Source organism: Frateuria edaphi, from assembly GCF_021117405.1.
GTDB classification, from domain to species: domain Bacteria; phylum Pseudomonadota; class Gammaproteobacteria; order Xanthomonadales; family Rhodanobacteraceae; genus Frateuria_A; species Frateuria_A edaphi.
In genome coordinates, this window is record NZ_CP088251.1 from 3157870 (window position 1) to 3181489 (window position 23620).

25 protein-coding genes are annotated in these 23620 nt (G+C 68.9%); 18 read left to right on the forward strand and 7 right to left on the reverse strand.

What is annotated here, in order from left to right:
• Nucleotides 1-81: 81 nt before the first annotated feature.
• From LQ772_RS14735 to LQ772_RS14765, 7 genes are all read right to left on the reverse strand, one after another.
• Complete coding sequence (locus tag LQ772_RS14735) at nucleotides 82-1365, reverse strand: S8 family serine peptidase (protein ID WP_231321811.1); 1284 nt, start codon at nucleotides 1363-1365, stop codon at nucleotides 82-84.
• Nucleotides 1362-1940 (reverse strand): anti-sigma factor family protein, encoded by a 579-nt coding sequence (locus LQ772_RS14740; protein WP_425600801.1) that lies wholly within the window; start codon nucleotides 1938-1940, stop codon nucleotides 1362-1364. Before LQ772_RS14740 ends, LQ772_RS14735 begins: the two co-directional genes overlap by 4 nt.
• A 35-nt stretch (nucleotides 1941-1975) precedes the next feature.
• Complete coding sequence (locus LQ772_RS14745) at nucleotides 1976-2560, reverse strand: RNA polymerase sigma factor (protein WP_231321814.1); 585 nt, start codon at nucleotides 2558-2560, stop codon at nucleotides 1976-1978.
• Nucleotides 2561-2640: 80 nt separating this feature from the next.
• The gene (locus LQ772_RS14750; protein ID WP_231321815.1) at nucleotides 2641-3348 is read right to left on the reverse strand and encodes a TorF family putative porin; all 708 of its coding nucleotides are present in this window, start codon (nucleotides 3346-3348) and stop codon (nucleotides 2641-2643) included.
• 46 nt (nucleotides 3349-3394) lie between these two features.
• Nucleotides 3395-3787, reverse strand: a complete 393-nt coding sequence (locus LQ772_RS14755) for a c-type cytochrome (protein ID WP_425600852.1) — start codon at nucleotides 3785-3787, stop codon at nucleotides 3395-3397.
• A gap of 54 nt (nucleotides 3788-3841) precedes the next feature.
• Complete coding sequence (locus LQ772_RS14760; RefSeq protein ID WP_231321816.1) at nucleotides 3842-5179, reverse strand: cytochrome C; 1338 nt, start codon at nucleotides 5177-5179, stop codon at nucleotides 3842-3844.
• A 46-nt stretch (nucleotides 5180-5225) separates the two neighbouring features.
• Nucleotides 5226-5750 (reverse strand): cytochrome b, encoded by a 525-nt coding sequence (locus LQ772_RS14765; RefSeq protein WP_425600853.1) that lies wholly within the window; start codon nucleotides 5748-5750, stop codon nucleotides 5226-5228.
• Between the two features lie 450 nt (nucleotides 5751-6200).
• On the opposite strand from LQ772_RS14765, the gene LQ772_RS14770 reads away from it, so the two are divergent.
• The 18 genes from LQ772_RS14770 (at nucleotide 6201) to LQ772_RS14855 (ending at nucleotide 23618) form a co-directional block, all read left to right on the forward strand.
• Nucleotides 6201-6638, forward strand: a complete 438-nt coding sequence (locus LQ772_RS14770; RefSeq protein WP_231321818.1) for a sugar 3,4-ketoisomerase — start codon at nucleotides 6201-6203, stop codon at nucleotides 6636-6638.
• Nucleotides 6623-7288 carry an acetyltransferase gene (locus tag LQ772_RS14775; RefSeq protein WP_231321819.1) on the forward strand — a complete coding sequence of 222 codons (666 nt, stop codon included), beginning with the start codon at nucleotides 6623-6625 and terminating at the stop codon, nucleotides 7286-7288. The genes LQ772_RS14770 and LQ772_RS14775 overlap by 16 nt, the downstream gene beginning before the upstream one ends.
• A 2-nt stretch (nucleotides 7289-7290) precedes the next feature.
• Entirely contained in the window at nucleotides 7291-8244 is a 954-nt protein-coding gene (locus LQ772_RS14780; RefSeq protein ID WP_231321821.1) for a glycoside hydrolase family protein, read from the forward strand.
• Nucleotides 8231-9163: a GNAT family N-acetyltransferase gene (locus LQ772_RS14785; protein ID WP_231321822.1), complete on the forward strand. Its 933-nt coding sequence runs from the start codon at nucleotides 8231-8233 to the stop codon at nucleotides 9161-9163. Before LQ772_RS14780 ends, LQ772_RS14785 begins: the two co-directional genes overlap by 14 nt.
• A gap of 14 nt (nucleotides 9164-9177) precedes the next feature.
• Nucleotides 9178-10290: a DegT/DnrJ/EryC1/StrS family aminotransferase gene (locus LQ772_RS14790; RefSeq protein ID WP_275045776.1), complete on the forward strand. Its 1113-nt coding sequence runs from the start codon at nucleotides 9178-9180 to the stop codon at nucleotides 10288-10290.
• Nucleotides 10287-11537, forward strand: a complete 1251-nt coding sequence (locus tag LQ772_RS14795; protein WP_231321825.1) for an O-antigen translocase — start codon at nucleotides 10287-10289, stop codon at nucleotides 11535-11537. Before LQ772_RS14790 ends, LQ772_RS14795 begins: the two co-directional genes overlap by 4 nt.
• Nucleotides 11534-12454 (forward strand): glycosyltransferase family 2 protein, encoded by a 921-nt coding sequence (locus tag LQ772_RS14800; protein ID WP_231321827.1) that lies wholly within the window; start codon nucleotides 11534-11536, stop codon nucleotides 12452-12454. The genes LQ772_RS14795 and LQ772_RS14800 overlap by 4 nt, the downstream gene beginning before the upstream one ends.
• Nucleotides 12451-13584 carry a hypothetical protein gene (locus LQ772_RS14805; RefSeq protein WP_231321830.1) on the forward strand — a complete coding sequence of 378 codons (1134 nt, stop codon included), beginning with the start codon at nucleotides 12451-12453 and terminating at the stop codon, nucleotides 13582-13584. The genes LQ772_RS14800 and LQ772_RS14805 overlap by 4 nt, the downstream gene beginning before the upstream one ends.
• Nucleotides 13585-13588: 4 nt before the next feature.
• The gene (locus LQ772_RS14810) at nucleotides 13589-14482 is read left to right on the forward strand and encodes a Wzz/FepE/Etk N-terminal domain-containing protein (protein WP_231321833.1); all 894 of its coding nucleotides are present in this window, start codon (nucleotides 13589-13591) and stop codon (nucleotides 14480-14482) included.
• 218 nt (nucleotides 14483-14700) lie between these two features.
• The gene (locus LQ772_RS14815; RefSeq protein WP_231321835.1) at nucleotides 14701-15552 is read left to right on the forward strand and encodes a class I SAM-dependent methyltransferase; all 852 of its coding nucleotides are present in this window, start codon (nucleotides 14701-14703) and stop codon (nucleotides 15550-15552) included.
• Nucleotides 15553-15556: 4 nt separating this feature from the next.
• A complete protein-coding gene (locus tag LQ772_RS14820) occupies nucleotides 15557-16780 on the forward strand; it encodes an amidohydrolase family protein (RefSeq protein WP_425600802.1) in 1224 nt (407 codons plus the stop codon).
• Nucleotides 16777-17472, forward strand: coding sequence for a class I SAM-dependent methyltransferase (locus LQ772_RS14825; protein WP_231321837.1), 696 nt, complete (start codon nucleotides 16777-16779; stop codon nucleotides 17470-17472). The genes LQ772_RS14820 and LQ772_RS14825 overlap by 4 nt, the downstream gene beginning before the upstream one ends.
• Nucleotides 17473-17486: 14 nt before the next feature.
• Nucleotides 17487-18998, forward strand: coding sequence for a B12-binding domain-containing radical SAM protein (locus tag LQ772_RS14830; protein ID WP_231321839.1), 1512 nt, complete (start codon nucleotides 17487-17489; stop codon nucleotides 18996-18998).
• A gap of 2 nt (nucleotides 18999-19000) precedes the next feature.
• A complete protein-coding gene (locus LQ772_RS14835) occupies nucleotides 19001-20161 on the forward strand; it encodes a glycosyltransferase family 4 protein (protein WP_231321841.1) in 1161 nt (386 codons plus the stop codon).
• Nucleotides 20158-21282, forward strand: a complete 1125-nt coding sequence (locus LQ772_RS14840) for a glycosyltransferase family 4 protein (RefSeq protein WP_231321843.1) — start codon at nucleotides 20158-20160, stop codon at nucleotides 21280-21282. The genes LQ772_RS14835 and LQ772_RS14840 overlap by 4 nt, the downstream gene beginning before the upstream one ends.
• 247 nt (nucleotides 21283-21529) lie before the next feature.
• Nucleotides 21530-22186: a hypothetical protein gene (locus tag LQ772_RS14845; protein ID WP_231321844.1), complete on the forward strand. Its 657-nt coding sequence runs from the start codon at nucleotides 21530-21532 to the stop codon at nucleotides 22184-22186.
• 81 nt (nucleotides 22187-22267) lie between these two features.
• A complete protein-coding gene (locus LQ772_RS14850) occupies nucleotides 22268-22969 on the forward strand; it encodes a hypothetical protein (protein ID WP_231321846.1) in 702 nt (233 codons plus the stop codon).
• Nucleotides 22970-23048: 79 nt separating this feature from the next.
• Nucleotides 23049-23618 (forward strand): hypothetical protein, encoded by a 570-nt coding sequence (locus LQ772_RS14855; RefSeq protein WP_231321848.1) that lies wholly within the window; start codon nucleotides 23049-23051, stop codon nucleotides 23616-23618.
• Nucleotides 23619-23620 lie beyond the last annotated feature (2 nt).

A 23620-nucleotide genomic window follows, 5' to 3' on the forward strand; every position in this document is an offset into this window, starting at 1 on the left:
CGCCCTTGCCGGAGCGCACCTGGGCGCGACCGCCACGTCCGGGCCACGGGAAAACGCCGGCCGCTGCGCTACCCATTCGGGTCAACGCCGCAGGCGCGCGACGGCGGCGGCGGCGTCCACCTGCAATCCATCGGGCGTGTGCTTGCTGCTCTCCAGCAGGATCCGGTGCACCGCCTGCGCGCTCAGCCGTGGATCGAGCGAAAGCAGCAGCGCGACGATGCCGCTCACGTGCGCGGCGGCCATCGAGGAGCCCGAGCTGAAGTCGTAGCCCCCGCCCGGTTCGGTGCTGAGGATGTCGTGCCCGGGCGCACCGAGCACGCCGGCCGGCGCCGGCGTGTCGGCGGTGACGCGCACCACCAGTACGCCGGGCGTGTCGTCGGGGAAGCCGCCCAGGGTGCCGCTGGGCGGCAATGCCGCCACCACGATGCGACCCTCCTCCAGCAACTGCCCGAGCAGTTGCCCCAGCAAGGGATCGGCCGGGCCGCCCAGGCTCAGGTTGATGACGCGGGCATCGGTGTCGATGATCGCCGCCAGCGCCTTGGCCAGGGTGAACGAATTGCAGCGCGCGCCGCGGGCGTCCGCGCCGGCGTACCAACAGGCCTTGTAGACGCTGATCGCCGCGTCGGGCGCGATGCCGACGATGCCCTGGCGGTTGTTGGCGGTCGCCGCGATGATCCCGGCCACCTCGGTGCCGTGGCGATCCTGGCGGAAGGCCTGCGCGTCGTCGTTGACCAGGTTCTGCGTGGCGACCACGCGCCCCTCGAGATCCGGATGGGCTACGTCCACGCCGGTGTCGACCACGGCGACCCGCGTGTCTTGCCCCTGGCTCACGCTGTGCGCGAGCGCGGCGTCGGTCTCGACGAAGCCGCGCTGCAGGTCCGCGTAAGGATCGTTGTAGCGTTGCGGCTGCGCAGCCTGGTCCGCATAGGTGTCGTACTCGTGCAGCGGTTCGGCCAGCGCCACGCGCTCATCCTTCGCCAGCGACTGCAGCATCGCCTGGCGGCTGGTGCCCGGCGGCGGCTGCAGCACGATGCAATAGAGCTTGAGCGCCTTGATCGGCCAGCCGGCGACTTCGGTCCAGCCGTAACGCTGCTGGAGGTCGGTCAGCATGGCCGAGGCGCGCCGCCCGGCGCCGTAATGCGCCGGCGCGGCGTAGCCGAGCAGGCTCGAACCGGCATGCATCGGCGGGGGATCGAGCGGGTTGGCCACGGCCAGGACGATGTCGCGCCCGCTGTCCATCGAGGCGACGCCGGTGGTCGTCGCGACATCGCCCGGCGCGCGCGTTGCCGGTCGGGTCGACGCACAGCCGGCCAGGCCGATCGCGAGTGCGGCCAGCACGAACACACCGGCGTTGCGGCATGTCATGGCCGGGCGTCGGCAGGCTCGGCCAGGCGGATGCCCCGTGCGGCGCGCAGGCGCTTGAGCGTGTCCTGCGCCGAGCCCCGGGCCGCCACTAGCGTGTACGCGCCGACATCGTTGGGTCCGTCGACCACCTTCAGGTCCAGGCCGCGCAGCAGCGCGTCCCAGTCGGCCAGTTTCATGCCGGCATCGGGCACCACGTGGATCGAGCCCTGCATCACCGGCGCAGACTCCTGGCTCAGCGTGCGGTAGACCGGCGCGGGGTTTTCGGACCAGAGCTTCGCGCCGAGGATACCGATGCCGATCGCCTGCACCAGCACCGCCGCGACCAGCGCCCGGCTCAGCCATGGGCTGGCGCGCGCGGGCCGCGAAGCCTCCGCCGGTTCGGGCTGGTCCAGCCGCGCCATCAGGCGATCGAGTCCCGCGTTGGGGTCGAGCCCCACGTCGGCCGGCAGCGTCAGCGCCAGCCGCAGCCGGCTCTGCTGTTCGAATTCGGTGCGGCAGGCCTCGCAGTGTGCGAGGTGCTCGCTCAGCCATTCGTTGTCTTGCGGTGTCGCGGTGCCCTGCAAGACCCAGGGCATGGCCTCCCAGGCACGGGCGCACCTGTTCGGAAATGTCATGGCACGTTCTCTTGATGCGTGATCGACTCGCCCGCCAGCGCCGGCAGCACGTTGCGCAGTTTCACCCGCGCATAGAAAAGACGCGCCTTCACCGTCCCCACCGGGCATTGCATGATGACCGCCACGTCGTCGAGGCTGTGGCCCACGCCGTAGACCAGCTCGACCACCACGCGCTGGTCGACCGACAGCCGTTCCAGGCCCTTGGCCAGCCAATCGCGCAGCTCGCGGTCCTCGCCCGGGTCGTGCGCGGAGGCGCGCTCGTCACGCACCGGGTCGTCCTCGATCGGCTCGTCGCCGTGTTGGCGCAGGGCCTTGAGCCCGCAGCGGTAGGCGATGCCCATGATCCAGGTCGATACGCGCGAGTCACCGCGGAAGCCGCTGGCCTTCTGCCAGGCGATCCAGAAGCAGTCGTTGATGACTTCCTCGATCACGTCCGGCCGTCGGGTCAGCCGTGACAGGAAGCGGCACAGCCGGCCGTGGTAACTGCGATAGAGCACCGCCAGCGCGCCGCGATCGCCCGCGGCCATGCGCTGGAGCAGCATGCGGTCGGTGTCGTCGTCGTGGGTGTCGGTGTCGTTCATGGGACGGCTCAGGCTCCGGTGCGAAGGCGGCCATTTGCCCGGTAGGTGCCCATGCGGGCGGAAAAGGTTGGCTCCAGGCGTCAGAAGGACCAGGACACCGAGGCCATCCAGGGCGACAGGCCGCCGGTGCCGCGCCGGGCGCGGGGTGCACCGTCGGTCGCGATGCGGTCGAGCTCGACGCGCCAGCGGTCCCCGCTCCACGCCAGTCCGACCTGGCCGTAACGGTAATACGCCGAGCCTTCGCCGTAGTAGCGGTAATAGCCGTAGCCCCGCTGGAACCGCGCCACGCCGGCTCCCGCCAGCAGCGAAAAATGGCGCGTCAGTGGCCAGCGCAGGTTGGCCTCGGCCAGCGGGTTGGTGCGTGCGTCGGCGCTGCCGACCGGGCGCCGCGCGGCCAGGTTGAGGGTGAGGATGTCGCGGTAGATCCAGGCCAGGTCGGCCTCCACCCGCTGATAGCCGCGCGCGCGTTCGCGCCGGGGCGCGTCGTAGTAGAGGGCGCTCGCCTGCATCTGCCAGTTGGTCGACACGGGCCAGGAATACGCCACGTGCAGCAGGCCCTCGGCCAGCCGCGTCGAACGCAGTTCGCTGGCCGCCGCCACGCCGAAGGACCAGCCGCTCGGCGCGTCCCAGCGCAGCTCACCCTGCAGGACCGGTCGGGTGGAGGTGAGCGGCAGGCCGCGATCGACCAGTTGCGAGGTCAACGCCACCGTGCCGCCGAACGGCGCGGCCTGGGCGTGCAGCGGCGCACGCGGGAGGGCCAGCGCGAGCGCGGCAAGACCGATCGGCAACGCCCGGCCCGGCCGCGAAAACGGGACGAGCCGGCCCCGGACCCGGTCAGTGCACCGTGCCCAGGAAGCGGATGAGATCGTCACGCTGCTCGGCGTCATCCAGGCCATCGTATTTCATTTTCGTGCCCGGATTGGCCTGCCTCGCGGGCTGCGAGAGGTACCACTGCAGCTTGTCCGGCGTCCATGTCCAGTCGGCGCGTTGTAGCGCGTCCGAATAGTGATAGTCCGGCAGCGCACCGGCACGGCGCCCCACAATGCCGGACAGGCTGGGTCCCTTCTTGTTGCGCCCGGCGCGGATGCTGTGGCATTCGCTGCATTCGGAACGGAACACGTCCTTGCCCGCGTCGACGTCGCCGGCGAGCGCCGGCCGCGGGCCCGCGAGCGTGCCCAGCAGCAGCCAACCCACGGCGATGAGCGGCAGGCGGCGCCGCTGGAACAGCTTGATCACGTTGCACTCCTGATGTCTCGCTTGGGCTCGCTCGCGGCGTACGCGCTAGAACATGACGCTGGCGGAAACGAAGAAGGCGTCGAGGTCCGACGCATCCGTACCCGGCACACCCGGCGGCGCGCCGAAGATGTTGGAACGGCGGCCATTGAACCGGGTGAAGCGGAACCAGCTGACCGCGAGCTTGAGGTTGGCGGCGGTCGTCCACGCGTCCTCCTTGCCCCACGGCGTCCAGTACAGGCTGAACAGGTTGCTGGTCGTGGCCGGGTCGCCCGGCGGTCCATAGCGCACCGGATCGCGCGAGCCGGTGCTCATCAGATGGGTGGCGCTGATGCCATAGCTCTGCCGGAAGGTGTACGTGGCGGTCACCACCTGGTCGTGCACCGTGGCATGCGTGGGCGCGGCCAGGCCCGGAACCGCCAGCGTGCTGCCGTAGCGGCGCCGCTCCATGATGTTCGCGTAGTTCAACTGGACGATGTGCTCGCGGTTGCCCAGGTACTGCCAGGTGAGGTCGTAGCCGAGGTCGGTGATGTCATCGGCCGATGCGCTGCGCGGCAGGCGTCGCTGGGTGGTCAACGCCACCACGCCGGCGGAGAAGAACTGGCGCTTGAGGTCTTTCATCCACGCCAGCCGGAAATAACCGGTGCCGCTCAACCGGCCGGGGTCGCCCGAACGGGAGTAGCCCAGGTCGTCCTGCTGCGAAACCGCCAGCGAGCGGTAGCTGCCGATCTCGGCATACCACTGCGCATCGTAGAAACCGTAGATGCCTCCGCCGATCACGCGATGGGCAAGCGAACCGGGGCTGGACGGATTGAGCAGCGTCCCAGTTACGCCGGGCGGACCCAGGTAGGCCGGCGCCGGCAGTGCGCCGACCGGATCGTCGAAGCCCGGGTTGTTGTTCACGCTCACGCCCACGACCAGGTCGCGCCCGTCCAGTTCGAGGTCGTGCGCCACGTAGCGAAGGTCGACGTTGCTCAGCCTGGTCGCGTAGCCGCCATCACCCTTGTGGTCGGCCTCGATCTTGACGAAACCGCCCACGTGCTCGGTCAGCCGGCCGGCGAGATAGAGGTCTGCCTCGGTGAGGTTGGTCGAGCTGTCGCCGCGCTTGGGGTCGCTGTACTGGGCGATCAGCTGTCCGGCCAGCGGCAGCTTGGTGCCCTCGCCGTCGGTCTCGGTGAAGCCGTTGATCTTGAAGCGCATGCCGTAGGGCGTGAGCGCCGGGCCGTAGGCGGCCGCATGGCAGTCCGCGCAGGCCGAGCCGGTTTGCCGCGCGAACGCCGCGGTCGCCTGCACCGACGTGCTGGCCGCAAGCAGCAACAGCACCACGAGCCAACCCGCGAGAGCCGGTGCGCGCCGCTGTGTCGGTCGATCGGAATGGAACGGCATGGGTTCTCCTCGAGGTTTCCGGAACAGGCGAAAGATGTGCTGCCGATCAACGGCGCTTCGGCCACATGCCGCGAAGCACCGCATCGCGCAGCACAAAGTGGTGCCAGAGCGCGGCCGACACATGCAGCAGGGCCAACGCGAGCAGGACCCAGGCCGCGTCCTGGTGCCACGCCAGCAACTGGTCGGCCAGGTCGAAATCCGGCGCCACCAGGCGCGGCAGCAGAAGTCCGGCGAAATGCACCCGCTTGCCCTGCGCGTCGCTGAGCAGCCAGCCGAGCAGCGGCAGGACCAGCATCGCGGCATACAGCGCGGCGTGGCTGAGCCCGGCCGCGGCGCGCATCGGCCGGCTGGATCGGGCGAGCTCCGGCAACGGACCCAACCAGAAGCGCAGCACGATGCGCACGGCGAAAAGGCCGAGCACGCACAGGCCCAGGTGGCGATGGACGTCCAGCAGTCCATTGCGCAAGGGGCGGGCGTCGATCAGGGTGCGGGCCAGGATTACGGCCGCCGCCAGCACGAGGCACAGCACGGTGAGCCAGTGCAGTCCCACCAGTGCGCGCGGCCGGGCCATCGTCGGCGCTGCCGTGTCGAGCCGGAACGGGATCAGGCCCGCGATGCCCCCACCGTCGATGCCGGCCTTGTCGTCTGCCGCTGCCATGAGCCCCTGTTTCGTATTGCGTTGGTCGTGAACCGCCGGTCGCGGCAGCGCCGGGAGGCGGGAGGTTTCAGGCGAATGAGTGCGCGGCCATCCGCGAAAGGTTGCCGCGCTCGCTTTTTTCCGACGGGGAGAGCCTCGAGAGCGCGAAGTCCTCGAAATCGCCGACCGCCGCTCTCCCTCTCCCACCGGGGAGATGGCTCAGAGCGATGCGAGGCACGCTCAATCGCCGACTGCTTTTCCTCCCTCTCTCCCGGGAGAGGGCTCGAAGGCGCCCGCATCCACCCACTCGAACCCAACCTTCCGCCAACCGCCCGGCACTTAAGCGAGGTGAGTCGTCCACGACGCATCCGTTGGCCGAAGGACATGGACATCAAGCGCATCCAGTTGCAGTCGCACGGGGACCACCGGGGCATGCTCATTGCCCTGGAGCCGGAGCGGAACGTGCCGTTCCCGATCCGCCGCGTGTACTACCTGTTCGCGACCCGCGAGAACGTGCACCGCGGGCGCCACGCACACCGCCACCTCAACCAGCTGGCGATCACCGTGCGCGGCTCGGTGAAATTCATGCTCGACGACGGCAGCGGCCCGACCGAGGTGGTGCTGGACGATCCCTCGCAGGGGCTTCTGCTCGGGCGCATGGTCTGGCGCGAGCTGTACGACTTCAGCGACGACTGCGTGCTGATGGTGCTGGCCGACCAGCCCTACGACCCGGACGACTACATCACCGACTACGACCTCTTCCTCAAGGAGGTCAACGCCGAGCTCTACCCGGCGGAGCTGGTGGCATGTCTCGACCGCTAGTCCTCGTCGGCGCCGGCGAGTTCGCGCAGATCGCCTGCGAATACTTCCAGCACGACAGCGACTATGACGTGCTCGCCTTCAGCGTGGAGCGCGATTACCTCGTGCAGCCGCAACTGGCCGACCGCCCGGTACTGCCCTGGGAAACGCTGGAGGAGCACTACCCTCCCGGCGAGGTGGAGCTGTTCGTGGCGATCCCCGCCAGCCAGCTCAACCGCTTGCGCCGGCGCTTCTACCTGGAAGCGAAGCATCGCGGCTACAAGCTCGCGACCTACGTCAGCTCGCATGCCTTCGTCTGGCGCAACGCCGAGATCGGCGAGAACTGCTTCATCTTCGAGAACAACGTGATCCAGCCGTTCGTGCGCGTGGGCGACGATTGCGTGCTGTGGAGCGGCAACCACGTGGGCCACCGCACGGTGATCGAGGACCACGTGTTCGTGTCCTCCCACGCGGTGATCTCCGGCTACTGCCGCATCGGCGAAGGCAGCTTCATTGGCGTCAACGCGACCTTCAACGACGGCGTGAAGGTCGCGCCCTACAACGTCATCGGCGCGGGCGCGCTGGTCACCCGCGATACCGAGCCGGGGCGTGTCTACGTCGGCTCGCCGGCGAAGGCGATGCCCAACCGCGCCAGCTTCGGCGTGAGCCTGTAACCATGTTCGCCTGGCAGAAGAAGGGCCTGGTGTTCGACACCGCGCGGCGCAGCGTGGGCGCGTGGATGCGCCACTCCGCGCTGACGCCGACGCCCGTGGCGCTCGATGACGAACGCATCCGCGTCTACGCCGGCTTCCGCGACCTCGAGGGCGTCAGCCGCATCGGCTACGTCGACCTGCGCGCGGACGATCCGACCGTGGTGATCGGCGTCAGCCGCGAGCCGGTGCTGGACGTCGGCCGCGGCGGCTGCTTCGACGACAACGGCATGATCCTGGGCGACGTCGTCCGCGCCCCCGGCGGGCTGCACCTGTTCTACGTCGGCTTCCAGCGCGTGGCGCGCGCCAAGTTCCTGGCCTTCACCGGACTTGCGGTGTCCCGCGACGGCGGCGAGCACTTCCGCCGCGTGCAGGAGACGCCGATCCTCGACCGCGCGCCCGGCCGAAGCACGATAGCCGCCGTGCACTCGGCGCACTACGAACAAGGCCGCTGGCGGCTCTGGTACGCCGTCGGCGACGACTGGGAGCAGATCGACGGCAGGCCCTTCCCGCGCTACCACATCCGCCACGCGGAAGCGGTCAGCCTCGATGCGATCCCGCGCGCCGACCACGTGTGCCTGCTGCCGCGCGGCAGCGAGTACCGCATCGGCCGGCCGCGGGTGCATCGGCTGGACGGCCGCTACGTCATGTACTTCACCCGCGGCAACCGCACCGGCGAGTACTTCCCCGGCGTCGCGATGAGCGAGGACGGCCTCGCGTGGGAGCGGCGCGACGAGAGCCTTGGGCTCTGGTTGTCCGGGAGCGGCTGGGATTCGCGCACGATCTGCTACCCGGCACTGCTGCCCCAGCGCGACCGGCTGCTGATGTTCTACAACGGCAACGACATGGGCGTGGACGGCTTCGGCGTGGCCGAGGCGCGCCTGCATGTGCGCGCAGGTGCCGCCCATGCTCAGGCTTAGGCCCTACGCGCCAGCCGATGCGGTGGCCTGGGACGCGCTGGTGGCGCGCTCGCGCACCGGCAACCTGCTGCATCGGCGCGGCTACATGGACTACCACGCGGAGCGCTTCACCGACTGCTCGCTCATCGTCGAGCGCGACGGCGAACCGGTCGCCGCATTTCCCGCCAGCCGCGATGGCCGCGTGGTCACCAGCCACGGCGGCCTCACCTACGCCGGCCTGCTGTCGACCGCCGCGCTACGCGCCGAGACGACGCTGGCGGTATTCACGCAGATGGCCGCGCACTACCGCGCCGCCGGCATGCGCCGCGTGCTCTACAAGGCGGTGCCGTCGGTCTTCCACGCCTACCCCGCCGAGGAGGACCTGTACGCGCTGCATCGCCTGGGCGCCCATCTGGTGCGTCGCGACCTCTCTTCCGTGGTCGCGCTGCGCGAGGGCTACCGCTTCTCCGCCGAGCGCCGGCGCGACATCCGCCACGCGCGCGAGGCAGGCGTGCGCATCGAAACCGGCGGCGACCTGGCCGCTTTCCACGCCTTGCTCAGCGAAGTGCTCAAGCGCCACGAGGCGACCCCCACGCACAGCCTGGACGAACTGCGCCTGCTGCAGTCGCGCTTCCCGCGGCAGATCCTGCTGTACACCGCGCTCGTCGGCAGCGAGTTGCAGGCCGGCGCGCTGGTCTACGACTTCGGCCGCGTGGTGCACACGCAGTACCTGGCCACCTCCGAGGAAGGCCGGCGCACCTGCGCGCTCAGCCTGCTGCTGGGCGAACTGATCGGCAGCGTCTATGCCGACCGCCACTACTTCAGCTTCGGCGTCTCCACCGAGCAGGACGGCCGCGTGCTCAACGGCGGCCTGGTGACGCAGAAGGAACGGTTCGGCGCGCGCGCCGTGGTGCACGACTTCTACGAGTGGCCGCTGTGATGGAAATGCCACGCATCGACGTGCCGTTCCTGAGCCTCGAGGCGGTCAACGCCCGCCACGCCGACGAGCTCAAGGCCGCGGCCGCGCGCGTGATCGACTCGGGCTGGTACGTGCTGGGCGAGGAACTGGCCGCGTTCGAAAGCGAGTTCGCCGGCTGGTGCGGCGTGCGCCACGCGATCGGCGTCGGCAACGGACTGGATGCGCTGGCACTGCTGCTGCGCGGCTACATCGAGCTGGGCCGGCTGGCCGAAGGCGACGAGGTGATCGTGCCCGGCAACACCTTCATCGCCAGTTTCCTGGCGATCACCGGCAACCGGCTGGTGGCGGTCCCGGTGGAACCGGACCCGGCCAGCTTCAATCTCGATCCGGCGTGCGTGGAAGCGGCGATCGGTCCGCGCACGCGGGCGATCATGGCGGTGCACCTGTACGGCCAACTCGCCGAGATGCCAGCGCTGCGCTCGCTCGCCGGGCGGCACGGCCTGCTGCTGGTCGAGGACGCCGCGCAGGCGCATGGCGCTGCGTTCGACGGCCGCCGCGCCGGTGCCTTCGGCGATGCGGCCGGCTTCAGTTTCTTCCCCACCAAGAACCTCGGCGCGCTGGGCGACGCCGGCGCCGTCACCACCGATGACGACGCCCTCGCCCACTGCATCCGGGCGCTGCGCAACTACGGCTCCGAGGTGAAGTACCAGCACCGCCTGCGCGGCAGCAATTCGCGGCTGGACGAACTGCAGGCCGCGCTGCTGCGGGTGAAGCTCCGCTACGTCGACGAAGACACCCGCCTGCGCCGGCAGGTCGCGCGGCGCTACCTCGACGGCATCCGCCATCCCGACATCGTCCTGCCGTTCGTGGCGCGCGAGGACGCCCACGCCTGGCACCTGTTCGTGCTGCGCTGCCGCCACCGCGACGCGCTGCAGCGCCACCTGCTCGCCTGCGGCATCCAGGCCCAGGTGCACTACCCGGTGCCGCCGCATCGGCAGCCGGCCTACGCCGGACTGCTCGACGTGCACCTGCCGCTGACCGAGCGCCTGCACGAAGAAGTGCTCAGCCTGCCGCTCGGTCCGACGCTGGCCGACGCCGACGCCGGACGCGTGATCGCCGCGGTCAATGCATTCCGGAGCCCGGCATGAACATCGCCCGCGCCAGCCTCTACTCCACCGCCGCCACCGCGGCGCGGCTGCTCGCGGCGCTGGTGGTGGTCAAGCTGGTGGCTTCCTTCGCCGGGCCCGAGGGCATCGGCAAGCTCGGCCAGTTCATGAGCCTGATGTCGCTGCTGGCGGTGCTCGCCGGCGGCGGCATCAGCGCCGGGCTGGTGAAATACGTGGCCGAGTACCGCGAGGACCCGGCGAGGCTTTCGCGCCTGCTCGCCTCGGCGCTGTGGTATGCGCTGTGCGCCTCCTGCCTGATCGGCTGCCTGGCCCTGCTGTGCAGCCGGCCGCTGGCGCTGTGGCTGCTGGACGACGCGCGCTACCAGGGCCTGATCCGCACGCTGGCCGTGGCGCAGCTCGGCATCGCGCTGGTCAACTACCTGCTCTCGGTGATCAACGGCTTCATGGACGTGCAGCGCCTGGCGCTGGTGCAGGTCACGGGTTCGGCGATCAGCATCACCGTGGCGCTGGTGCTGTCGGCGTGGCTGCATCTGTATGGCGCGCTGCTGGCGCTGATCCTGGGCCAGGTGCTGTGGCTGGCGATCGGGTTGCCGGCGTTCCGGCGCAGCCCTTACTTCCGCCCCGGCATGTGGAAGGCGCGCTTCGATCGCGAGATGACCACGCGGCTGGCGGCGTTCTCGATCATGACGCTGAGCTCGGCGGTGCTCTCGCCGTTGGTGAACATCGCCGTACGCCAGCACCTTGCCGCGCAGTTCGGCTGGACCGAGGTCGGCTACTGGCAGGCGGTGACGCGGGTGTCCGACGCCTACCTGCTGTTCCTCACCGCGGCGATCAACATCTACTACCTGCCCAAGCTCGCCGCCACGCACGAGCGCGACGCGCTGGCGCACGAGCTGTTCCAGGGCTGGCGATTCCTGATGCCGGTCGTGGTCGCACTGGCGCTGGCGGTCTGGCTTGGGCGCGGCTGGATCACCCGCTTCCTGTTCACCAGCGACTTCGCGCTGGCCAACACGCTGTACGGGCCGCAGCTGATCGGCGACGTGATCAAGATCGCCTCGTTCGTGCCCTCCTACGTGATGCTGGCCAAGGCGATGACGCGGCTGTTCGTCGCCTCCGAATGCGTGTTCGCGCTGAGCTACCTGGTACTGGTGCACCTGCTCACCGCGCGCTTCGGGCTGGTCGGCGCGGTGTATGCCTTCAGCGCCAACTACGCGCTGTACCTGGGCTTCACCCTGGTGGTGGCGCGACGCTACCTGGAGCGGCTATGAGCGCGCCGCTGGTCTCGGTCCTGATCCCCGCGTTCAACCACGAGCGCTTCGTGCAGCGCTGCCTGGACAGCGTGCTGGAAGACCCGTGGCCGACGAAGGAGCTGGTGATCATCGACGACGGCTCGACCGACGGCACCGGCGAGCGCATCGCGGCCTGGGTCGCGCGGCATGCGCGCGAGATTCCCGTGCGCTTCCTGCGCCGCCCCAACAAGGGCGTTGCCGCCACGCTCAACGAACTGGCCGCGCTGGCGCGGGGCGAGTTCCTGCGGCTGGGCGCCAGCGACGACTATTTCCTGCCCGGCGGGCTCGAAGCGCAGGTGCGCTACCTGCAGGCCCACCCAGGCAAGCAGGCGGTGGTCGGCGATTCGATCGTCATCGACCAGCACGACCGATGCCTACACGAGAGCGGCATGTGCGGACTGCACCGTGCCGACAAGCGGCTCTATCGCACCGACGCCGGCATCCGTCGCGCGGTGATCGGCCAATGGGCGGTCGGCGGCGCGGTGGTGCTGCTGCGTCGCGACGCGCTGCAACGCGTCGGCGGCTGGACCGAGGGCCTGCGCATCGACGACTGGGATTTCTTCCTGCGCCTGGCCGCGCGCGACGCGCTGGGCTTCATCGACGTGCGCGTGTGCGCCTACCGCGTCCACGAGGCCAACCTGAGCAAGACCCGGCACGTCGCCACGCGCGTGTCGAACCTGGTCGAATCGCGCCACGTCGCCCTGCGCCACGCGCGTCTGTTCGAGGGCACGGACCGCATCCTGCTCAAGGCACAGGCGCACTACATCGGCGCCAAGATCGCCTTCCTGCGGCGCCAGCCCATCGCACTGTCCTGGCACATGGCCGCCTACCTCGCCCTGGCCGCGCTCGCCCGTACCGGCCTGGCGGCGCCGCCGACCCTCGCGAGGCACGCATGACGCTGCTGCGTTTTCCTTCCCTCTGGCTCGCGTTGCCGCTGCTGTTCGCCTGCGCGGTGACGCTGCTCACCTACGACCTGCCCGAAGGGTACGGCGAGGGCATCACGCTGCTGGCCAGCTGTGCCGGCGCGGTGCTGCTGCTCGATCTGGTGACGGGCAACCGGTTGCCACCGCTGGCGCGCTTTCGCCTGCGCGAGTACGCCGGCACGCGCGAGGGGTTTGTCGCGCTGGCCTTCGCGCTCGCCGTGCTGGCTTTCTGCCTGCTGGACCTACTGCTGTTCCCGGTCGCGCTGGTGGACGATCCACGCGCCTACGCCACGATGGAGGGCGGACGCGAGCACATCCGGCACATCTCGGACATGTGCTGGGTGCTGCCGCCGGTGGGGCTCCTGTGCACGCGCAAGCGCTGGCTGCGCCGGTCGCTGGTGGTCGCGGGCCTTTTGTTCCCGATCCTGGTGATCGACCGCAACCGCCTGCTCAACGGCCTGTTCGCGCTGGCGCTGGTGATCGTGCTGCGGCGGGACGAACACGCGCCGTTGCCGTGGAAGCGCATCGTGCTGATCGCGCTGGCAGGCGCCACCGTGTTCTCGGTGCTGGGCATGCTCCGTTCCGGTCCGCTGGAGGGCCTGACGCTGCCTTTCGGCGGCCTGTATCGCGCCTCGCCGCAGGGCATCAAGTGGCTGCTGCTCTACATCAGCGCCGGGCCGTACAACTTCGGCGCGATCGAGGCGAAGCATTACCTGGACGCCAGCTTCCTGATCCACCAGACGGTGCCGCTGAGCGGCTCGGTGGCGACCGCCGGCACGTCCATTCCACTGGATTCGCCGACGGTCAACGTGGGCACGGAGTTCTTCCCTTTCCTGATGGCCTGGGGCCCGGCGGGCGCGGCGGCGGCGGTGTTCGCGCTGTACCTGTGGCTGCAGTGGAGCGTGCGCCGGCTGTGGCCGAACGTGTCGCTGTTCGGGCTGCTGGTCTTCCTGCGCATGGCCTACGTCTGCCTGATGGCGCCGTTCGCGCCGCAGGCTTTCATCTGGACCAACGTCGACTTCATCGCGCTTTGCCTGCTGCTGCAGTTGTTCGCCGCGTGGCTGCCTGCGCGCGCCCCCACGCTTTCGATCCACCCGACCTGAGTGCATGCCCATGGAACATGACGAGATCTACCTGATCGACCTGTGGCGGATCCTGCGCCGCGAATGGCGCTGGTTCGTCGCCGTGGCGGTGGTGGTGGTGGCGGCCGCGGTGTTCTTCGCACAGACGGCGCGCCCGCGCTGGGAGGCGACCGCCTGGATCCGGCCCGGCCAGCTTTCGCCGGTCCCGCCCGGCCTGGACCCTCGGATCGAGCCGTTCCAGCGGGTCATCGAGCGCATGGAGACGCACGAGTTCCAGGACGCGGTGCTGCACGACCTGGGCCTGTCGCCGCGTTCGGCCGAGGCCCACCTGTACCGGGGCAGCTTCGATCTCGACCCCTCGCCCTACGCCGGCCTGCTCAAGCTGACCCTGCGCGGGTACTCGCGACAGCAGGCGCAGCGCTTCGTGGAAGTCACCTTCGAGCACCTGCAACGGCTGCACGAAGGTCTGATGGCCGAACCGCTGGAGCTGGCCCAGGCACGGCTTAAACAGGCCGAGGCACAACTGCGCGATGCGACCGCCGAGCGCGACCGGCTGCGGCGGGCCCTCGAAGAATCGCACGAGCGCCAAGACCTGATGCTCGCCAGCATGGTGTTGAGCAGCAGCAACCAGGAGGTGCGCCAGCTGCAGCAGACCGTCAGCGACCTGAAGGCGCGGTTGACCGCCAGCTACTCCTACCAGACCACGCTCGCCTGGCCGATCTACGTGCCCGACCATCCGGTCTATCCCAACCGCGTGCTGATCTGGGGCGCCGGACTGGTGCTCGGGTTGGGCCTGGGGCTGGTGGCGGCGGTGGCGCGCAACGCAGCGCGGCGGGCGGGGACGCTGGTCGCGAGCGTCCCTTCGACGCCGGCGCTGGGCGCCTACGCCCAAGGCGAACGGGGAGTTGGGCAACGCTAGCAAGCGCTTGCCCTCGAATCCAACGTTCGACGTTCCCTTTGCCCCGGGACCGGACGGGTGAGGTTTCGGGCGAAGCGCGGCATCCGGTAGAGCCCTCTGTCCATCCGCTCTCCCGGGGGAGAGGGCTCGGCTACAACTTCAACCACACCCCGCACACCAGGCACTCACATCAGCCATGGAACGCCGGCCGCATCCGCATGGCGCCACGCGAGGACAGCATGAACCACCCACTCCCGCTCGCTCCGCCCGACGCATCGCACGGTGCGATCAGCGAAGCGCAGTTGCTCGACACCCAGCGTGCCTTCGACAGCGTGGCGCCCGACTACGACGGTCCGCGCGGCAACAACGAGCTGATCCAGCGCATGCGCGCGCAATTGTGGGACACCGTGCAGCGTGAACTGCCCGCCGGCTCGCGCCTGCTCGACCTCGGCTGCGGCACTGGCCTGGACGCGATCGAATTCGCCCGCCGCGGTTACGGCGTGCTGGCCACCGACTGGTCGCCGCAGATGGTCGAACGCACCCGCGCGCGCGCCGCCGCCAGCGCCCTGGCCAGCCAGGTCGCCACCGCCCACCTCGGCGTGCAACAGCTCGACCGCCTGAGCGGCGAGTTCGACGGCATCTACTCCAACTTCGGTCCGCTCAACTGCGCTCCCGACCTCGCCACCGTCGCCAGAGAATGCGCCCGCCTGCTGCGCCCGGGCGGCAAGCTGGTGTTCTCCGTGATCGGCCGGCTCTGCCCCTGGGAGCTGGGCCACTACGCGATGCGCGGCCGCTTCCGCCGCGCCGCCGTGCGCTGGGCGCGCAAGCCGATGGCGGTGGGCATGAACCGCCACGTGATCTGGACCCGCTATTACCTGCCGCGCGAGTTCCACGGCGCCTTCGCCGCGCACTTTGCGCTCGCCTCCTACCGCGCGCTCAGCCTGTTCCTGCCGCCGCCCTACCTGGTCGAGTTCTACCGTCGCCACGAGAGGTATTGCGAACGGCTCGGCCGACTCGACGACCGCCTCGGCGGCTGGCCGTTCCTGCGCGACATGGGCGATCACTTCCTGATCGTGATGCAGCGTCGCTGAGACCATGGACATGCACGCCCGCCCTGACACGCTCCTGCTCGCCGCCGGCTGGTGGAGCGGCAGCGGCGTGGCGCGCGGCGCGCTGGCGATCCACCGCGACAGGATGGCCCCGGCCGCGTGGACGACCGCGCTACGCATCGACCTGCGCGATCACCTGGTCTTTCCCGCCCTGGTCAACGCGCACGACCACCTGCACGTCAACGCCGTGCCGCCCCTGCGCACCGGCGCGCCCTTCCCCAACAGCTACGCATGGATCGACGCCTTCCAGGCGCACTTCGCCGAGCCGTCGGTGGTCGCCGCGCTGGCGCAGCCCAAGGCCCTGCGCCTGCGCCACGGCGCACTGAAGAACCTGCTCGCCGGCACGACCTGCGTGGTCCACCACGACCCCTGGCACCCGTCGCTCGACGAATCGGACTTCCCGGTCGCCCTGCTGCGCGACTTCGAATGGAGCTACGCGCTCGCCGGCCCCAACTACGGCCCGCCGGTGCGCGCGAGTTTCGCCGCCACGCCGCCGCAGCGGCCCTGGATGATCCACCTGGCCGAAGGCACCGACGCCACCGCCCGCGCGGAACTGGCCGAACTGGACCGCCTCGGCTGCCTGGCCGCCAACAGCGTGCTGGTGCATGGCGTGGGCCTGGCTCCGCGTGATGTCGAGCGCGTCATCGCCGCAGGCGCCGCGGTGGTGTGGTGTCCCGGCAGCAACCGCGCCCTGCTCGGGCGCACGCTCGATCCGCGCCGCCTATGCCACGCCGGACGCCTGCTGCTGGGGAGCGATTCGCGCCTGAGCGGCGAGCGCGACCTGCTGGAAGAACTGCGCCTGGCGCTCGACCGCTATGGCCTCACGCCCACGCAGCTGCTCGGCCTGGTCACCCGCGACGCCGCGCGCATCCTCAGGCTCGCCGGCCGGGGTCGCCTGTCCCCCGGCGCGCATGCGGACCTGCTCGTGGTCGAGGACCGCGGCGGCGACCCGGTGCGCAGCCTGCTCGGCCTCGCCCGCAGCGACATCCGCGCCGTCGTGCGAGACGGCCTTCCGCGCATCGCCGATCCGGACTTCGCCGACTGGTTCGCCGCCTTCGGCATCGACACCGTGCCGGTCACGCTGGACGGCCGCCCCAAGCTCATCGACCGCCGCCTGGCCGACGACGCGCTGCTCGCGCTCGAACCGGGCCTGGCCGCCGACGCCATGGCCGGCGCGCGGGTGCTCGCCGCGGCGGGAGCGCACGGATGACCCTGCCCCCCGTGCTCGATCCGCTGGCCGCCTACGACCTGTGGGCGCCCGACTATCCCGCCCACGCGCACAACCCGGTGATGCAGGCCGAAGAGCGCGCGATGCTCGAACTGTTGCCGGCCGACCTCACCGGCCTCACCGTGCTCGACGCCGGTTGCGGCAGCGGCCGCTACATGCGCCACGCGCTGCGCCGCGGCGCCGCCCGCGTGACCGGCGTCGATCTCTCGCCGGCGATGCTGCACCGCGCCGCCGCGGCACCGTATGGCGGCGCTGCGTTGCCGGTGGCCCAGGCCCGCCTCACCGCCCTGCCGCTGCCCGACGCGATGGCGGATATCACCATCTGCGGCCTGGTCATCGGCCATCTCGAAGCCCTCGGCCCCGCGTTGGCCGAACTGCGCCGCGTGACCCGTCCCGGCGGCGCGCTGCTGATCAGCGACATCCACCCGATCGGCCCCGCGCTCGGCTGGCTGCGCGACTTCAAGGCCGGCGGACAACGCTACGCCGTGCGCCACACGCAACACCTCTACAGCCACTGGCACGCCGCCTGCGCCGCGCTGGACCTGGCCATCGAGGAAGTGCGCGAACCCATGCTCGATCCCACGCTCATTCCCGACGGCGCGCACTTCGACCGCGTCGCGCTCGAGGTGCCGGTGGCGCTGGTGTTCCGGCTGCGCCGCCGCCCCGCCTCTTGAACGGTAACCGTGCCATGACTCGCCGACCCCACACGCTGCTGATCAATCCCACCATCGCCTCGCGCCACAGCGCGCGCTTCCCGCTCGCGCTGCTGAACCTGGCCGCGGCGCTCGACCGCCACGGCGAGAGCCGGATCATCGACGGCAACATCGACCGCGACACCGTGGCCGAAGTGCTGCGCGTGCTCGACCACGAATCCTTCGACGCGGTCGGCATGACGGTGATGGGCGGTCCGCACGTGCCCGAGGCGATCCGTTTGTCCAGGGCGATCCGCGAGCACTCGCCCGGCCTGCCGATCGTCTGGGGCAGCTACTTCCCCACGCTGTTCACCGACGCGGCGCTCAACGCGCCCTACGTCGACTACGCCGTGCGCGGCCAGGGCGAGGACACGCTCGTCGAACTGGTCTCCGCGCTGACCGGCGAAGGCCCGCCGCTGTCCGCGATCGCCGGCCTTTCGTGGAAGGACGGCGATCGCATCGTGCACAACCCGGCGCGTCCGTTCTCGCGCGGCAACCCGCCACCGCTGCTGCCCTACGAAAAGCTCGGCGATCCCCGCAAGTACCTCTCCCGCACCTTCCTCGGCCACCGTACCGTCGCGCACCAGGCCGCGCTCGGCTGCCGCTACCACTGCACCTTCTGCGGCGTGGCGGCGATGTTCGGCGGCGCCACGGCGTTGCCCACCGCGGCACGGCTGGAGCGTGAGCTCGGCTATCTCAAATACGACGTTGGCGCCGACTCGGTGCAGTTCTTCGACCACAACTTCTTCGACCGCGAGGCGGAGATGGTGCCGCTGCTCGAAGTGCTGGCGCGGCTGGAACTGCCCTGGTGGTGCTTCGCCCGCGCCGACGCGCTGATCAACCTGTCCGAGGAAAGCTGGAAGCTGGTGCGCAGGAGCCGCCTGCGCATGGCCTACATCGGCGCCGAGTCGCCCGACGGGCAGATGCTCAAGGAAATCCGCAAGGGCACGCGTCCCGACCAGACGCTCGAAGTGGCGGAGGTCTGCCGCCGCCACGGCGTGATCCCCGAGTTCTCCTTCATGGTCGCGCCGCCCACGCACACCGAGGAGGAGACCGAACAGACCTTCGACTTCATCCGCCAGTTGAAGCGCGTGAACCCGGCCTGCGAGATCGTCATCTACATCTACACGCCGCTGCCGGAAAGTTCGATGCACGCGAAGGACCGCGGCCGCCATCGTGCAACGCCGCTGTTCGACCTGGACGGGCTCCCGGTGGTGTTCCCCGCCACGCCTGACGAATGGGCACAGCCGCAATGGGTGAACTACGCGTGCCACGCCGATGCGCCGTGGCTGGACGAGCGCCTGCGCCGGCGCATCGACGACTTCGTGACCGTGCTGCGCTGCCGCTACCCCACCGTGCAGGACATGCGCGCGCCGCATTGGGCCAAGCGCACGTTGAGCGCGATGGCCGCCTGGCGCTATCGCATCGGCCACTACGACCGCCCGTGGGAGCTGCGTCTGGCCAACCGCTTCGTGCAGTTGCGCCTGCCGCAGGTGCAGGGACTCTAGCGATGAATCCGCACGTGGCGCAGGTCAGTTTCCTGCCCGCGCCGGCGGGACTCACCGGCGCGCAGGTGCTGGAGCGCTGGCCATCGCTGGCCGACATCGCCGAAGCGGCGGCCAGCGCCGGCACGCGCATCTGCGTGGTGCAGGCGGCCGCGCACGCGGAACGACTGAGCCGGCATGGTGTGGACTACCACTTCGTCGACGTGCGCGGCACGCGCCGGCGCGAGCGCGGCCGGCGCGTGGCGACCCTGCTCGCCGCGCTCGGCGTGGAACTCGCGCACGTGCACAGCTTTGGCTTCCCGGAAGAGTCCCACGCGCTGGCGCAACATCTGCCGCGCGTGCCGCTGCTGTTCCAGGACCACGCCGACCGCGCGCCGCGGCGCTGGTGGCGCCGCTGGCAGTGGCGCCAGCGCTACCGCGCGATGGCGGGCGTGGCGTTCACCGCGCCGGAACTGGCCTGGCCGTTCGCCGCCGCCGGCGTGCTACAGCCGTCCACGCGGCTGTTCGCGATCCCCGAATCCAGCTGCCGCTTCCAGCCCGGCGACCGCGAGCGCGCGCGCACCGAAACGGGCCTGTACGGTCATCCGGCGGTGCTGTGGGTGGGGCATCTTCAGCCCGGCAAGGATCCGCTCACCGCCCTCGATGGTGTCGCGCTCGCCGCGCAGAAACTGCCGGGCCTGCAGCTCTGGTGCGCTTACGGCCACGCGCCGCTGATCGGAAAGCTCCAGGCGCGCATCGAACGCGACCCGTGGCTCGCCGGCCGCGTGCACCTGCTGGGCAAGGTCCCGCACGCGCGGATCGAGACCCTGATGCAAGCCGCCGACCTGTTCCTCTCCGCCAGCCATGCCGAGAGCTGCGGCTTTGCCGCGCTGGAAGCGATGGCCTGCGGCACCGCACCGGTACTCAGCGACATCCCCTCCTTCCGCGCGCTCACCGGCGACGGCAAGGTCGGCCGGCTGTGGCGTTGCGGCGATGCGCGCGCGCTGTCCCGGGCGCTGGTCGCCGCCGCACTCGAGCGCATGCCGCCCGAACAGATACGCGCCCACTTCGATGCCACGCTCTCCTTCGCCGCGGTCGGCCAACGCTGGCGCGACGCTTACCTGCAGTTGCTGCAGAGCCGCCGCGACGCCTACGCCCTGGAGAACCGGCCCGGGAGCCTCGCGTGAAACTCGCCCTCGTCGTCCCCGGCGGCGTCGACCGCAGCGGCGAAAACCGCGTCATCCCCGCCCTGCTGGCCCTCATCAAGCGGCTGGCGCAGGCGCACGAGGTGCACGTCTTCGCGCTGCGCCAGGAAGCGGCCCCCGCGACGTGGCCACTGGCCGGCGCGACCGTCCACAACATCGGCGACGGCTGGCAACGCTGGCGCGCCTTCCGCGCGATCGCCGCCGAACACCGCCGCGCCCCGTTCGACCGCATCCACGCCATCTTCTCCGGCCGCTGCGGCCAGGTCGCCGCCGCCGCTGGCCTGTGGCTGCACTGCCCCACCCTGGTCCACGTCGCCGGCGGCGAACTCGTCGCCCTGCGCGACATCCACTACGGCGGCCGCCTTAACTGGCGCGGCCGCCTGAGCGAAGCCATCGTCCTGCGCTGCGCCGACCAGGTCACCGCCGCCAGCACCCCGATCATCGACGCACTCCGCGCCCTCGGCATCCGGGCCCAGCGCGTCCCCTTGGGCGTCGACCTCACCGCCTGGCCCCCGCAATCCCCCCGCCGCCGTGGCCCCGGCCCCGCTCGCCTGCTCCACGTCGCCAGCCTCAACCGGGTGAAGGACCAACCTACCCTGCTGCGCGCACTGGCCGAACTGGTCAAACGCGGAACCGACTTCCGCATGGACATCGTCGGCGTCGATACGCTCGATGGCGAAATGCAGCGCCTCGCCACCCAACTGGGCCTGGACGAGCACGTCCGCTTCCTCGGTTTCCGCACCCAGCGCGAACTGCACCCGCTCATGAGGGCCGCGCATCTGCTCGTCATGTCTTCGCGCCACGAAACCGGACCGCTCGTGCTGCTGGAAGCTGCCGTCGCCGGCATACCAACCGCCGGTACGCACGTCGGCCACCTCGGCGAATGGTTCCCAGCCGCCGCTCTCGCCGTCCCGACCGGCGACGGCACCGCCCTCGCCGATGCGATCGAACGCCTGTTGGACGACGAAGACCTCCGCCTGCAACTCGCCTGGTCCGCGCAACGCCGCGCCATGCGCGACGATGCCGATCACACGGCGAGGGCGTTCGAAGCGTTGTATCTGTCGTTACACGAGACACCTCCAACGCAAGCCCGGTTGCGGTGACCGCCAGCGACGCGCAACCTCCACGCCGCCGCGCGTTTCATACGGTTTCTTCCTCCACATCCCTAGTTATACGGAATAAACGTCCGTTAGCGTTGATATGCACGCCGTCCGTACTAACGCGACGCCTCGGGGTTTCTGCTAAAGACCTCAACCGGAGGCAATTTGCGTCGGCTTGACCGAGCGTCTTTAGCAGGGGAGGATCGGAGCATATGCCCCGATCCGGGACCCACTAAGCGTTATAGCCCATATGCCCCTCTCAGCTTCTGAGTTTCGCCGAATCGTCACTGAGGTACTCGATGGGCAGGTCTCCGAGCAGCCTTGGTTCTACCTCCTACTTGCCGCTGCCACGTTCATTGGTGGCGCCTGCGGCGCGTTCCTATCCGCCTATTTCAAGAAGCGCGGCGAGACCCTCGCCACTAAAGCGGATTTCAACGGACTTTTAGCTCAACTACGGCAGAGCACACACTTGGCGGAAGAAATCAAGGCCGATATTCAAACGAAGTACGGAGAGCAGTCGACGCTTCGCGCGCTTTTACGCGAACGCACCGAGTCAATAGTTATGGCCACCTTCGAACTAGAAAGCTGGCTTGGAGAGGCAAGAGCCCGTGCATTCCAAGGCGAATCTTTTGAATCGGACAGCAGCCCAATGTCAAAAATCTCCGCGCTCAGGGACATATACTTCCCCGATATCGGCATCGAGTTTACGGAGCTAAGGCTGCGTTATATCGAGTACATTCAATGGCTACTTGGCCTTCAGGGAGCGCGCCTTACCTCTGGCGGCAACGTTGAGATGATGCAGCCACACATCGTCACCTTTAACAACGTCTATCAACCTTTTTCGGCGGCCTTAGCGCCCTTCCGCGCAAAGGTCATCGCTTCGGCGAGAGCGCGTGGTGGGCTATAAGAATTCATGCGAGCCGGCGCCCGATTCGCGCCGCGGGCTTGATTCAAGCGTTAGCGCGCAGGGACAGCTAAGGGGTACTCGATGCTAGACCTCGTAACGACTTCGTTCTACATAAAAGCTCCGCTGTTCAAAAAAGAAGCCTTCGAAAGATATTCAACTGAACTATTTGACGAGTGGGACCGGCACGTCGAAAAGCATCTTGCGTTATCTGACTACGCTGTCACACTCGTCGTCGAAGAAGGATCGATCAAAGGCGTCGCAAGGGTCGGTGCAGCGGTGGGCGCGCTTTACCTTGCCATCGGCAACTACGGAAGCTTTATCTCGGGAATGCAAATTATTCGAGAACAGGCTGCCTACGTAAGTAACACGCTCTTTGATGAGGCAAAGCACAGGTTTGGTTGCAAGGGCACGCGTGGCAACTCTAAGCAAACTGGCGGAGAGGTCTACTACCTCAAGAACCTTTTCGAACGAGTGCAGCGCGGTCAAGTCACTCCAAACCAAGCAGTGGCCGAAGTACAAGATCGGTGGGGACACGAAGCATCCAATTCACCACAGTTCATGCAAGAGTTAGCTCAAAGCCTCGCACGCGCGCCGCGGCATCCTGAGCAACTCCCGATGGCGGATGAGTTTTGGGAACCCTGCGGCGAGCCAGAAGCGCCGCCTTTCGCGCCAAAGCTGCGTCGTCCCGCGCCTCCCGGGAAGCCCGTCCCACAACAATACAGAATAGAAATATTTCGCCCTAAGAAAGGCGGCCTCAAGAAGGTCAAGCTCACAAAATTGTAAACCGAGCCTTGCGCGCCAACTACCCACTCACTCTGGCGCGTGCCGCTTAACTCAATCGTTAGGCACTCAGATGGAGCTCATGGCTATTCCAGACTGCACAACTTGGGAATGCGTGAACAGCTTTAGCGAATGGCTATCTGCTTTCGGGACAATTGCAGCTGTAGCAGTCGCTCTCTGGTTGGCCCTAAGAGATCACATGCTGCACATGCGAGCGACTTTCAATACTGCCGTCACCACACTTACTCGTACTGACACGCTAGACAATCATGGTTTCATGCTTGAATTCACAAACATCGGCGCCCGTCCCATCACTGTGACTGGGCACGAGTGGCAATTGCCCTTTCAGAAGCATCGCCTGCTCTTTATGCCTCACATGGATGTTCGCTCCGCCGCCATCACTACTCGGCTACCGTGCGAACTGACTGACGGCAAGTCCGGGCACGTGTTTTACCCCGATGACTTCTTTTTAGAGCTCGAAGACCGAGAAAAGGCATTGTTTCATCCCAACCGGCTCATTGCCTACCTGAGGATTCGATTCTTCAAAATCCTTATTGGAACCTCAGTGGGCAAGAAGGTTCACGTTGCCATTAGGCGCCCCGCCAGGGATGCACTTTGGGCGCAGTATGTGGAGTCCCGGCACGATGGCTAACA

What these genes read in the sequence shown, in the direction of transcription:
- LQ772_RS14735 (WP_231321811.1), bottom strand. Translation starts at nt 1,365, where the DNA reads ATGACATGCCGCAACGCCGGTGTGTTCGTGCTGGCCGCACTCGCGATC.
- LQ772_RS14740 (WP_425600801.1), bottom strand. Translation starts at nt 1,940, where the DNA reads ATGCCCTGGGTCTTGCAGGGCACCGCGACACCGCAAGACAACGAATGG.
- LQ772_RS14745 (WP_231321814.1), bottom strand. Translation starts at nt 2,560, where the DNA reads ATGAACGACACCGACACCCACGACGACGACACCGACCGCATGCTGCTC.
- LQ772_RS14760 (WP_231321816.1), bottom strand. Translation starts at nt 5,179, where the DNA reads ATGCCGTTCCATTCCGATCGACCGACACAGCGGCGCGCACCGGCTCTC.
- LQ772_RS14765 (WP_425600853.1), bottom strand. Translation starts at nt 5,750, where the DNA reads ATGGCCCGGCCGCGCGCACTGGTGGGACTGCACTGGCTCACCGTGCTG.
- LQ772_RS14770 (WP_231321818.1), top strand. Translation starts at nt 6,201, where the DNA reads ATGGACATCAAGCGCATCCAGTTGCAGTCGCACGGGGACCACCGGGGC.
- LQ772_RS14775 (WP_231321819.1), top strand. Translation starts at nt 6,623, where the DNA reads ATGTCTCGACCGCTAGTCCTCGTCGGCGCCGGCGAGTTCGCGCAGATC.
- LQ772_RS14780 (WP_231321821.1), top strand. Translation starts at nt 7,291, where the DNA reads ATGTTCGCCTGGCAGAAGAAGGGCCTGGTGTTCGACACCGCGCGGCGC.
- LQ772_RS14785 (WP_231321822.1), top strand. Translation starts at nt 8,231, where the DNA reads ATGCTCAGGCTTAGGCCCTACGCGCCAGCCGATGCGGTGGCCTGGGAC.
- LQ772_RS14795 (WP_231321825.1), top strand. Translation starts at nt 10,287, where the DNA reads ATGAACATCGCCCGCGCCAGCCTCTACTCCACCGCCGCCACCGCGGCG.
- LQ772_RS14800 (WP_231321827.1), top strand. Translation starts at nt 11,534, where the DNA reads ATGAGCGCGCCGCTGGTCTCGGTCCTGATCCCCGCGTTCAACCACGAG.
- LQ772_RS14805 (WP_231321830.1), top strand. Translation starts at nt 12,451, where the DNA reads ATGACGCTGCTGCGTTTTCCTTCCCTCTGGCTCGCGTTGCCGCTGCTG.
- LQ772_RS14810 (WP_231321833.1), top strand. Translation starts at nt 13,589, where the DNA reads ATGCCCATGGAACATGACGAGATCTACCTGATCGACCTGTGGCGGATC.
- LQ772_RS14815 (WP_231321835.1), top strand. Translation starts at nt 14,701, where the DNA reads ATGAACCACCCACTCCCGCTCGCTCCGCCCGACGCATCGCACGGTGCG.
- LQ772_RS14820 (WP_425600802.1), top strand. Translation starts at nt 15,557, where the DNA reads ATGGACATGCACGCCCGCCCTGACACGCTCCTGCTCGCCGCCGGCTGG.
- LQ772_RS14825 (WP_231321837.1), top strand. Translation starts at nt 16,777, where the DNA reads ATGACCCTGCCCCCCGTGCTCGATCCGCTGGCCGCCTACGACCTGTGG.
- LQ772_RS14830 (WP_231321839.1), top strand. Translation starts at nt 17,487, where the DNA reads ATGACTCGCCGACCCCACACGCTGCTGATCAATCCCACCATCGCCTCG.
- LQ772_RS14835 (WP_231321841.1), top strand. Translation starts at nt 19,001, where the DNA reads ATGAATCCGCACGTGGCGCAGGTCAGTTTCCTGCCCGCGCCGGCGGGA.
- LQ772_RS14845 (WP_231321844.1), top strand. Translation starts at nt 21,530, where the DNA reads ATGCCCCTCTCAGCTTCTGAGTTTCGCCGAATCGTCACTGAGGTACTC.
- LQ772_RS14850 (WP_231321846.1), top strand. Translation starts at nt 22,268, where the DNA reads ATGCTAGACCTCGTAACGACTTCGTTCTACATAAAAGCTCCGCTGTTC.
- LQ772_RS14855 (WP_231321848.1), top strand. Translation starts at nt 23,049, where the DNA reads ATGGCTATTCCAGACTGCACAACTTGGGAATGCGTGAACAGCTTTAGC.